This is a genomic window from Geotalea sp. SG265 (genome assembly GCF_022808985.1).
Taxonomy (GTDB): Bacteria; Desulfobacterota; Desulfuromonadia; order Geobacterales; family Geobacteraceae; genus Geotalea.
The window spans coordinates 115,904-125,541 of sequence record NZ_JAKZFT010000011.1 but is presented as its reverse complement, the minus strand read 5'-3'; the positions used below and the strand labels follow the sequence as shown (position 1 = coordinate 125,541).

Here is a 9,638-nt window from a genome sequence, read left to right as displayed (position 1 = left end):
GTAAAATGGCTGTAGGACATGGTGGGTTCCTTTCCGTAGTGAGTGTTGGTCGCGCTTCACACACTACCAGAAAACCATCATGTCCTGCTTTTTTATCACGTGGTGCACTTACGAATAGAATCTACCCTTCGCTACGAAGGACTTCGTGCAATTTCCCAATTCCTACGGCACTATCTCCACAACCACCCCATCAGGCACCACCCGCCAAATTTCCTCAATCTCCGGATTCGTCACCGCAACACATCCCAGTGTCCAATCCCTTATCAGGTGCAGTTTACCGACAAAACCGAGGGCATTGGGCAGGCCGTGGATCATCACATCACCACCTGGCGATACGCCCCGTGCCTTGGCTTGGGCGACATCAGCCTGATTTGGATAGGAAATATGGAGGGCTCGGCAATACTTGCTGCTTTGCTTGCGGCGGTCGATGGTATAGATGCCTTCCGGAGTCCTGCAATCGCCTTCTTTGGTTTTCTTGCCCTGCGGATTGCGCCCCAGTGCCACCTGGTAGGTCTTGAGCGGTTTTCCCTGCCTAAAGACAGTCAACCTGCGAAGACCCTTCTGGATCAGAATCCTGTCAGCAACCACACCCGCGGGAAGAGACTTGCTCTGCTGCTTGCTGAGTACCCAGATGACAGCCACTGAGCCGATGATTATTACTACAAATGCGAGGAATAGCTTTTTCACATCAGTCTCTTCTGTTCGAACACCTTCAGCGTTACAAATTAATGAACTCTTTTCTACTCCCCCATCCCCACAAATTCAATAAAAAAATCGCAGGGTTAGAGTGTAAAAAATTTTTACATGTGTAAAGAAATTTTACAGTTGGAAAAAACGGCAGGAATCGTAGGAAGTTAGAAAGGGCAAGAAAAGAGTGAAGAGCAGATGCAAGAGTGAAGTGTGAAGAGCGAGGAGTGAAATTGATAACCCCAAAAGGCTCACCGCCCGATGCGTGCGGTTCTGCCTCTACTGCCATTCCGCAAGCCTATTGTGAGAAAGATTATCCTCATACCGTAAGGTCCGCCAGCATTCTTTCCACAGTTGCCAACAGAGCCGGAACATCTTTTCTGCAGATAGCGAATACGGCTTCGGCATTAAGGTCGAAGTAGTGATGGGAAATAATATCCCGCGCGCCCTTTGCCCCTTTCCAGTCTACGTCAGGGTACTTTTTCAACAGCTCGCCGTTCGTTATCTTGTCCAGATTCTTCAGACTCTCACCGATAGCAATCAACATCATGCAAATAGCATCCAGCCTGTCGAGGCCGTCGTCATTTGTCAGGAAATCGTCTGCCTGCTCCACTGCAGAAAAACGCCGTTCAATCCTCTTGCCTGCCTCAAGGATCTGGCGCAGTATCTCGCAAACCAGTTCGACATCATACATAAATTGCTTCCCGATCAATGCGGCTCTTGAGAAATTCGTTCATTCGTTCACGGTAGTGGACGATATCCACGTGCTCATGCAAGGCTTCCTCAAGAGTATCCTTTACATGGACTAGCGTAAAAAGATTTGGATCTTTCATCTTTACTACCACATCCACATCACTCGTCCCTGTGGTCTGCTCACGAGCTACCGATCCGAAAATACCCAAAGCAATAATGCCATATCGTTCAGCAAATTCCGGCTTCAAACTGGTTAGCACTGCAAGAGCATCATCCTTGCGTATCATACGACTGCCTCCGCAACTCGCGAATAGTGTTGAAAATAAGTAATACAACATTTGTTTTAGTGGAGCAAGTGAAGTTAGGCTGTTCTGTTTGGTGATCATTCCAGTTCGCCGCCAGTTTTTTTGCCTAGACCTTCCCTCTCCCATAAAACCACAACTACTGCCTCACTTACCCCACTCGCCGGTCCCAAACGAAAACCCCTCCCCCATCTCCCGCCGCCAGATTGCTTCATCCCGGGTCACAATCAGCTGCCAGGTCTGAGTGACCGGGTCGTGATGGTTGGAGGCGAAGGCCTGTGGGGTCAAGAGCGCTGCACACCATGCCGGTTCTGGATCGCGGACCGAGCGGTAGAAAATGGCTTCGATGCCTGTTTCGCGGGCGAGGCGCGCCAGGGCCTGGGTGCCGGTGTAGTCCGTGGGGTGGGCCCAGATGGCTGTATCTCGGTCAAAGGGAGATAACCGGAGGTCTATGGCGGTAGCGTCAATTGCAACACTGAAGGCGGTGTGGGCTGCGGGGCCCAGGCGATTGAGGCCAGTGGTTTCCTGGAGGAATTTCCAGCGCCAGTAGCCGATTTCGGCGGCGGCGGTGCGGATGGTTTCGGCTCCGTAGAAGACGCCGGGATCAGTAACGGCATGGAAGCGGGAGCCTGGGGTATACGGTGTGTAGCGGAAGGGTGCGGCGAGGAGGTAATCAAGCTCGGCCGCGTCTCGGGGCAGTGGCGGTTTGCTTTCTTCGAGGATCTGTTCGAGGAGGTCCTGCTCGGCCAGGGTATCGACCAGTTTCATGGTCGAGGCCATGTGCTGGGCCTCCACCATGCGCCAGAGCGATTCGGCCCGGCGATGGGAATTAGACGAGACCGCGTCTGGCGTCCAGATAATAGATGACACGGACCAGCCCCTCCGTTGAGGTGATGAGCTCCATGGGCTTGCGGCCGGCAAGGGCCTTGTTGTCGCTGGTCATCCAGCTGTGCACATCTGTGGCAACGCCGCCGACAATGGCATCAAGGGAGCGGAAGAGCCTGAGCAGCAGCACGGCGAATTCCCATTCTTTTTTTTCGCTGGAAAGCTGGTAGGTGCCGGCAACAAGGCGGGATACAGAGGCTTTACTCACCCCCAGGACATGGGCAAGCTTGGCCTGGGACAATCCGAGCCGGTCGGCGGCATTGACTACCGCTTTGGATAGGACGGCTTCCCGGGTGTGGGCCTCGGGTACTTTAACAGCAGCTTGGGCCATGCATTCCTCCCACGAATTAATTCGTTTCTAAAGAAACAATATCATGCTTTTATTGCTACAGCAATTACAATTTGCAGGAGCAGGAGTGGGAGGAGAAGAGTGAAATTTGCTCATGCTGAGAACTGAGTGAAAGCATCTCTCGCGGATAACACGGATGACGCGGATAAATTCAGATCGGGCAAAAGCCTAAAAAAACTCAGCCTCATGCGTCGCCGCGTGAGATAGATGGTTTTCAAAAATGAATACACTATCTGCGCTCTTCCTGGTTGCGAACGGCAGCGAGGCTGTGTATCTTATGCTCTCTAATTCATCCAGGAGCACACATGGACCGCACCTTTTACGTCATAGGACACCGTAACCCCGATACCGATTCCATCGCCTCGGCCATTGCCTATGCTGCCTTGAAACAGCGCCGGGGCATGACCAATGTCATTGCCGCCATGGCCGGGCAACCAAATCCCCAGGCCCGCTTCGTGCTGCAGAAACTAGGCATTCCCGAGCCAGTTTACCTGCCCGACGTGCATCCCAAGGTGCGGGACACACTGCGCAGGCAGCCGGTGACGCTTTCTCCTGGCGCCACCGCCTATGAGGCCCTTGAGAAATTCCATGGGAGCGGCGTGAGGAGCTTACCGGTACTGGATAACCAAAGGCGCCCCCAGGGGGTGGTGACCCTGCTGCGGCTCTCGGAAAACCTGCTGCTCCCGTGCCCGGAGCAACATCGGGAGATGACCACTTCTTCGGCGGCCCTCGCCCGTACCCTCGGCGGGACGGTCATCATTGGCACTGCCTGTGAAGATCCATCCGTCATGAAGCTGTTTATTGGTGCCATGGAGGAAGAATCCTTCCTGGAGCGAATTGCCGGCGAGCAACCCGACCAGTTGCTGATAATTACCGGAAACCGCCGGAGTATCCAGCAAGCGGCTATTGAGCAAGGGGTCCGCATTTTGATTATCACTGGAGGCCATGGACTGGAAGCGGATCTTGCGGCCCTGGCCCTGGAGCGTAGGGTGACGGTGCTGCTTTCCCCACATGACACCGCCACCACCGCCTGGCTGAGCCGTCTTTCCACGCCGGTCTCCCTCATTGCCGATCCCAGGTTCGTCACCATCGGCCTGGGAGAACCCCTTGCCCACCTGCAGCAGAAACTGCGCACCGAGACGGCGATCCTAGCCCTGGAGGAGAACGGAACCCTGGCGGGGGTGGCGACCAAGTCGTCCCTTCTTGCCCCCCTCCCCTACGGCTTGATCCTGGTGGACCACAACGAACTTGGTCAAGCGGTGCCGGGAGCGGAGGCGGTGGAAATAGCCGAGGTAATCGACCACCACAAGCTGGGCAACAGCCACAGCACCATGCCCATCGCCTTCTTTACCTCGCCGGTGGGAAGCACCTGCACCCTGGTGGCAATGCGCTACCGGGAATGCGACATTGAGCCCGAGCAGAACATGGCTGCATTGCTCCTTGCCGGTATCCTTTCCGACACGGTCATTTTGAAATCGCCGACTACCACCGACCTGGACCGGGAGATGGTCGCCTGGCTGGAGAAAACGGCTGGTGTGGATGCTGTTGGGTTCGGCCGGGATATATTTGCAGCCAGCAGCTCCCTGAAGAACTACAAATCGGCAGAGGATGCTGTAATGGCCGATTTCAAGCTGTTTCAGCACGAGGGAAAATCCCTGGGCATCGGCCAGGTGGAAGTGGTGGGATACGATGAGTTTTTCGAGATGAAGGAGGCGCTGCTAGCGGCGCTAGCCACGTTGAAAAAGCAGGAGAAGCTCTATATATCAGGGCTGATGGTCACCGACATCACCACGGAAAGTTCCCTTTTCCTGGTGGAGGGATACACCCGCATCGCCCACTGCATGGACTATCCCCAGCTGGAGCCCCATCTCTACGAGCTAAAGGGGATCATGTCACGGAAAAAGCAGATGGTACCGCATCTATTTAAAATCCTTTCCAAAGTGTGAAGACTCTTAGGCAGATCTCGTTTGGGTTGATTTCACCCTTCACTCTTCACCCTTAGATAGTTATGAACCACCGGCAGATCTGCCGCCGCCCAATCCAGGTTCGGCAACTCCTCCGGCTTGAGCCAACGCACGGCCGCATGCTCGTTGAGAATAAGCTCACCACCTTCAATGGTGCAGATGAAGGGATATAGAGTAACGGTACAGTCGGGATAGCTGTGGGTGACCGGCTGCAGCGGCGCACATACGGACACAGCAACAGCCAGTTCTTCCATCAATTCCCTTTGCAGGCATGCTTCAGGCGTCTCGCCCGGGTCGATCTTACCGCCAGGGAATTCCCATTTCAGGGGCTGGTTCATGGTAGCGCTTCGCTGGGCGGCGAGAATTAGGCCGTCACGCTCGACAATGGCGCAGGTGACGTGGATATGCCTGGCAATCCGTTGATTCATAAGGAAATTTCCTCCACCATAACCGATAATTGTGTACTTACCTGACTACCTGTGTAAGAAACGGAGCTGACAGTATTTGATATACTTGAAGCATGAACCCCATGAACGGTATGGACAGGCTCTCCATCCGGGAGCGCCCCAAAGAATTGCCGGTCATGTACCAGTCATGGCTGAAACTCCTCTTCATCCACTGGCGAGCCAACCCTGAACTACTGCGGCCGCACCTGCCCGAGGGTCTGGAAATCGACCTCTTCGACGGCAGCGCCTGGATCGGCATCACGCCCTTTGCCTTGAAAAACCTGCGCCCCACATTCGCTCCCCCGGTGCCGTGGCTGAGTAATTTCCATGAGATCAACCTGCGCACATATGTGCACTACCAGGGTGTGCCGGGCATCTGGTTCTTTTCCCTTGATGCGGATCGGGCCCTGGCGGTCTTCGGTGCCCGATCGGTGTACCATCTTCCCTACCGTCATGCGGCCATGGTCATGCGAGCGGACAAGGAGAGCATCTTTTATTCGAGTCGGCGACTGTCCCATCCTCTGGCCGAGTTCAAGGCTACCTGGATGCCCGGACCGGTGCTCGGCGTCGCCGCACTGGACACCCTTGAATTCTTCCTGGTCGAGCGCTATTGCCTGTATTCCTTTTATGAAGAGAAGCTGTACAGGGCAAGGATCTGGCACCAGCCGTGGAACCTGCAGCGGGCTCAACTGACAGATATGCAGACGACAATGCTGGAAGCACATGGCCTGCAGACAGCAGGAGGTAAACCTCTGCTGCACTATTCGGGGGCGCAGCATGTGGCAGTCTGGGCGCTCAAGCCGGTGTAAATTCACACTTACCTGTTCAGATGTTCTCGTCTTTACCTGTCTATATGTGGGTGTCCGACCGCCGCTGTGGCTCGTCGCTTACTCCCAACGCCCCGACTGCCTCCCCCGGAATGTCTGAAGAACTAAAAATAAAGGCGGCTTTTGCGGCCGCCTTTCGTTCTTCGATTGTCTATACAAAGCTCAATCTTCCAGTGTTTCCAGAGCCCTTGCCAGCTCCACCACCTTGGCCGCCACAAGTGCTTCCAGCTTGGCCCCCTTTTCGGCGGTGGCCTTGGTGGGATCGCCCCAGACGCCGTTTTGCCAGTATTTCCGCTTGTTGCGCACCAGGATGCCCGGCGGGAAGGATGGATATTCACGTTCGCCGGTGCCGGTGACCAGTTGCGGGTGGGAGTGCATGATACGTGAGGTCTCGATTTCGCCGGCGTGGGCGTCCTCTGCGGTTTCGATCAGACCCCGCCCCTCGTCCTTGGCCAGGTCGTACTCGGTAACCACGGCCATTCTGATGTCAGGGATTTCGGCGATCAGCTCTTCTCCCGCATCCTGCAGGGCCATCCTGTGTGCCCCACCAGCATGACCGGTGAGAACGATGAAATTTTGCAGGCCATGGGAGTGCAGAGAGCGGACGATATCCTTGAGGAGAGATTTAAGCGTCCCGGTGGAGATGGAGACTGTGCCTGGATGGCGGGACGTGGAACGGCAGCAGCCGTAGTGGATGGGAGGGGCGACGAAAAGTGGAATCTGCTCGGAAGCCCGTTTCCCCACCTCATATGCCTGGATGGTATCGGTTGAGAGGGGAAGATGATAGCCGTGCTCTTCAACGGAACCGAAGGGGATGTAGACGGTGCGTGTGCGCTTCAGCCCCTCTTCGAAATCTCCCATTGTCATAGTTTCCATAATCATAGAACACCTACAGTTGTCCGATAAATTTATGGGTCTGGGGAATGACCCGCACTTCCTGGAGATAGCGGCTGGCCGTTTCCTGCATCTCCAGCATGCGGATCGCCGGGAGATCCACCCTCCCCTCTTGGTTCGTATAGGGTTGCAGGATGAGCGGAATGCTCCTGTCAACGGCGGCAACGAGCTCGGCAGTCTTGTGTATCTCCCAGTCTTCCGTGCCGGTGCCAACGACTGCCTTGACACAGGTTTTCTTTCGGGCAGCGATGGCGAGGAATCTCTCATGGGCGGCCCAGACATCTGTATAGCCGGAGGTGGAAGGCAGCTTCACATCCATGCTGACGAAATCCACGAGGTCGATGACAGCGGCCAGTTCATGGTGGAGGATGCCGTTGGTTTCCAGATAGATGGGGAGATGATGGCGCAGTGCAGGGAGCAGTTCCTGCAACTGCTTGTGGCAGAGAAGCGGTTCCCCGCCGGTGATGCTGATGGAATGATGAATTCCGGGCCAGCCACGATGCCAGCCGCCGATGAGGCTGATCAACCGCTCCGTCGGGACAGGATTGGCCAACTGGATGAAGTCCCGGCGACCGGGTGTGGACTCAATCTGGCAAAGGTCCACAGGAGCACTGGGAGTATCGCAGTACTGACAGGTGAGGTTGCAGCCGCTGAAGCGGATAAATATCTGGCGGAGCCCCACCAGAAGCCCTTCTCCCTGGATGGAGGAAAAGACCTCGACGAGGTCGGCGCTGCCGTTACTCATAATAGCTGGCGCTGGCGAAGTCCGATTCCCAGACCGTTACTTCCGCAAGGGTCACATTGTCGCTGTTGAATTTCTTCGCCAACTCCTGGAAGAGATAGCGGGCGATGTTCTCCGACGAAGGGGAACTCTCCATGAAGGGGGGAAGTTCGTTGAGATACTTGTGGTCAAGGGTCTTGAGCAGCGTATTGGTCTCGCTTTTCAGAATCTTGAAGTCGATTCCCAGCCCGGACTTGTCCAGTTCCTTGGCAGCAACAGTTACCTCCACTTTCCAGTTGTGGCCGTGGAGGTTCTCACAATCCCCCTGGTAGTGCATCAGGCAGTGCGCTGCTGCAAAAGATGTTTGGATTTTCAGTCTATACATGGCGCCATCCTTTTGAACGATTTTCGGGGAATATTATCATGGTTTGGCGGGGATTGCCAGCATGGTGGCAAACGAAAAAGGGCCAACCGATTCGGCTGACCCTTGAATTTCTGGAGGCGGCGAGCGGATTTGAACCGCTGAATAAAGGTTTTGCAGACCTCTGCCTTACCACTTGGCTACGCCGCCCTATTTTACTGTACTTCCGTAAAGTAAGTCCGTCTTATACATTGTTTCGGGGGCGGTGTCAACGAATAAAAATTTCCAATCAGTGGAGATGAAAACTCAGCGGGCGATGACCCTGGAGAATTTGGCCAGGTAATCAATGCCGGACCAGATGGTGATGACGGTGGCGATCCAGAGATAAAACATGCCGATGTTGTGCATGTTGACGGTAAGGATCGGTAGATCTACGGAGAAAAACCAGTGGTAATCGTAATGGAGCAAGAGTCCCAGGATTGCCACGATCTGGAAGATGGTCTTGAATTTCCCCAGGTTGCTTGCCGGTATGACGAGCCCTTCGGTGGAAGCGACTCCCCTGAGCCCGGTGATAATGATTTCGCGGCCGAGGATGACCAGCACCATCCAGGCAGGAACCCGATTGTACGGCAGCAGCATGATCAGCGCCGCCATGACGATGAGCTTGTCGGCAATGGGGTCGAGGAATTTGCCGAAAACTGTTTCTATTCCCATGCGCCGGGCCAGGTAGCCGTCAAGCCAGTCGGTGATGGAAGCAAGGGCAAAGAGCGCGGCTGCCCAGAAGCCGGCTTCCCGGGAGGGTGACAACAGCAGTATCACCAGGAGCGGAATGGCCGCAATGCGGAGCAGGGTCAGGATGTTGGGCAGATTCAGTATCGGGTTTGCGGCAGCCATGTGGTAACCTTATTGGTAGTTTCGTTTGTAGCTGAGGACCTTTGAAACGTAATTGCGGGTTTCCTGGTAGGGAGGGATGCCGCGGTATTTGGCCACGTTGCTCAGACCTGAGTTGTAGGCGGCGAGAGCAAGAGTTTCGTCACCTTTGAAGGTGTCCAGGAGAAACCGGAGATACCTGACCCCCCCCTTGATGTTGTCGGCCGGATCGAGGGAGTTGGCCACCCTCAGGTCCTGGGCCGTTCTGGGCATGAGCTGCATCAGCCCCTGGGCCCCCTTGGAGGAGACAGCGGAGGGATTATATCCCGATTCGGCATGAATGACCGCTTTTACCAGTGCCTTATCCACACCATATTTCTGGGCGCATTCGTTGATGATCGATTCGAACTCCTGTGGATTTCTGGCCAGGGCTCCAAGCCTGAACGTGGTGCGCAGCTGCCTGTCTTTCTTCAGGTCCCGCATGAAGATCTTGAAGCGCTTGTCCGTGGGGGCGTCGGTGAAGTGGACCACCCCTTCCGCGTCTTCATATTTGTAGATGTCGGCAAAAACCGGCATGGCTGTGGAGGCAACGACAAGGAAGGCGCATCCCCACAGTGACGGTTTGTTCATGTATTTCCA

General features: G+C 55.3%; 13 protein-coding genes and 1 tRNA gene. 2 read left to right on the top strand and 12 right to left on the bottom strand.

Annotated features, from left to right (window positions below; translation table 11 throughout):
* Positions 1 to 162: 162 nt before the first annotated feature.
* From ML541_RS13580 to ML541_RS13560, 5 genes are all read right to left on the bottom strand, one after another.
* The gene (locus ML541_RS13580) at positions 163 to 687 is read right to left on the bottom strand and encodes a L,D-transpeptidase family protein (protein ID WP_243373642.1); all 525 of its coding nucleotides are present in this window, start codon (positions 685 to 687) and stop codon (positions 163 to 165) included.
* Between the two features lie 319 nt (positions 688 to 1,006).
* Entirely contained in the window at positions 1,007 to 1,381 is a 375-nt protein-coding gene (locus tag ML541_RS13575) for a HepT-like ribonuclease domain-containing protein (protein WP_243373641.1), read from the bottom strand.
* A complete protein-coding gene (locus ML541_RS13570) occupies positions 1,374 to 1,667 on the bottom strand; it encodes a nucleotidyltransferase domain-containing protein (RefSeq protein ID WP_243373640.1) in 294 nt (97 codons plus the stop codon). The genes ML541_RS13575 and ML541_RS13570 overlap by 8 nt, the downstream gene beginning before the upstream one ends.
* A gap of 162 nt (positions 1,668 to 1,829) precedes the next feature.
* The gene (locus ML541_RS13565; RefSeq protein WP_347710806.1) at positions 1,830 to 2,480 is read right to left on the bottom strand and encodes an RES family NAD+ phosphorylase; all 651 of its coding nucleotides are present in this window, start codon (positions 2,478 to 2,480) and stop codon (positions 1,830 to 1,832) included.
* A 31-nt stretch (positions 2,481 to 2,511) separates the two neighbouring features.
* Positions 2,512 to 2,898, bottom strand: a complete 387-nt coding sequence (locus tag ML541_RS13560; RefSeq protein ID WP_243373638.1) for an XRE family transcriptional regulator — start codon at positions 2,896 to 2,898, stop codon at positions 2,512 to 2,514.
* A gap of 323 nt (positions 2,899 to 3,221) precedes the next feature.
* Between ML541_RS13560 and ML541_RS13555 the strand changes: the two genes are divergently transcribed.
* Positions 3,222 to 4,862 (top strand): putative manganese-dependent inorganic diphosphatase, encoded by a 1,641-nt coding sequence (locus ML541_RS13555; protein ID WP_243373637.1) that lies wholly within the window; start codon positions 3,222 to 3,224, stop codon positions 4,860 to 4,862.
* A gap of 32 nt (positions 4,863 to 4,894) precedes the next feature.
* On the opposite strand, the gene ML541_RS13550 is transcribed toward ML541_RS13555, so the two are convergent.
* On the bottom strand, positions 4,895 to 5,308 hold the full coding sequence (locus tag ML541_RS13550) for a (deoxy)nucleoside triphosphate pyrophosphohydrolase (protein ID WP_243373636.1): 414 nt from the start codon (positions 5,306 to 5,308) through the stop codon (positions 4,895 to 4,897).
* Positions 5,309 to 5,409: 101 nt separating this feature from the next.
* Here ML541_RS13550 and ML541_RS13545 point away from each other — a divergent pair, with 101 nt between their 5' ends.
* Positions 5,410 to 6,135: a DUF2071 domain-containing protein gene (locus tag ML541_RS13545; RefSeq protein WP_243373635.1), complete on the top strand. Its 726-nt coding sequence runs from the start codon at positions 5,410 to 5,412 to the stop codon at positions 6,133 to 6,135.
* Between the two features lie 180 nt (positions 6,136 to 6,315).
* Here ML541_RS13545 and ML541_RS13540 read toward each other — a convergent pair whose 3' ends face one another.
* The 6 genes from ML541_RS13540 to ML541_RS13515 all read right to left on the bottom strand — a co-directional run bounded on the left by ML541_RS13540 (position 6,316) and on the right by ML541_RS13515 (position 9,629).
* The gene (locus tag ML541_RS13540) at positions 6,316 to 7,035 is read right to left on the bottom strand and encodes a creatininase family protein (protein ID WP_243373634.1); all 720 of its coding nucleotides are present in this window, start codon (positions 7,033 to 7,035) and stop codon (positions 6,316 to 6,318) included.
* Between the two features lie 7 nt (positions 7,036 to 7,042).
* Positions 7,043 to 7,792 (bottom strand): 7-carboxy-7-deazaguanine synthase QueE, encoded by a 750-nt coding sequence (locus tag ML541_RS13535; RefSeq protein WP_243373632.1) that lies wholly within the window; start codon positions 7,790 to 7,792, stop codon positions 7,043 to 7,045.
* On the bottom strand, positions 7,785 to 8,153 hold the full coding sequence (gene queD / locus ML541_RS13530; protein ID WP_243373630.1) for a 6-carboxytetrahydropterin synthase QueD: 369 nt from the start codon (positions 8,151 to 8,153) through the stop codon (positions 7,785 to 7,787). The genes ML541_RS13535 and queD overlap by 8 nt, the downstream gene beginning before the upstream one ends.
* A 111-nt stretch (positions 8,154 to 8,264) precedes the next feature.
* Positions 8,265 to 8,339: transfer RNA gene (locus ML541_RS13525), tRNA-Cys, on the bottom strand.
* Positions 8,340 to 8,435: 96 nt separating this feature from the next.
* Positions 8,436 to 9,023 carry a CDP-diacylglycerol--glycerol-3-phosphate 3-phosphatidyltransferase gene (gene pgsA / locus ML541_RS13520; protein ID WP_243373628.1) on the bottom strand — a complete coding sequence of 196 codons (588 nt, stop codon included), beginning with the start codon at positions 9,021 to 9,023 and terminating at the stop codon, positions 8,436 to 8,438.
* Between the two features lie 9 nt (positions 9,024 to 9,032).
* Positions 9,033 to 9,629, bottom strand: coding sequence for a lytic transglycosylase domain-containing protein (locus ML541_RS13515; RefSeq protein WP_243373626.1), 597 nt, complete (start codon positions 9,627 to 9,629; stop codon positions 9,033 to 9,035).
* Positions 9,630 to 9,638: the final 9 nt, after the last annotated feature.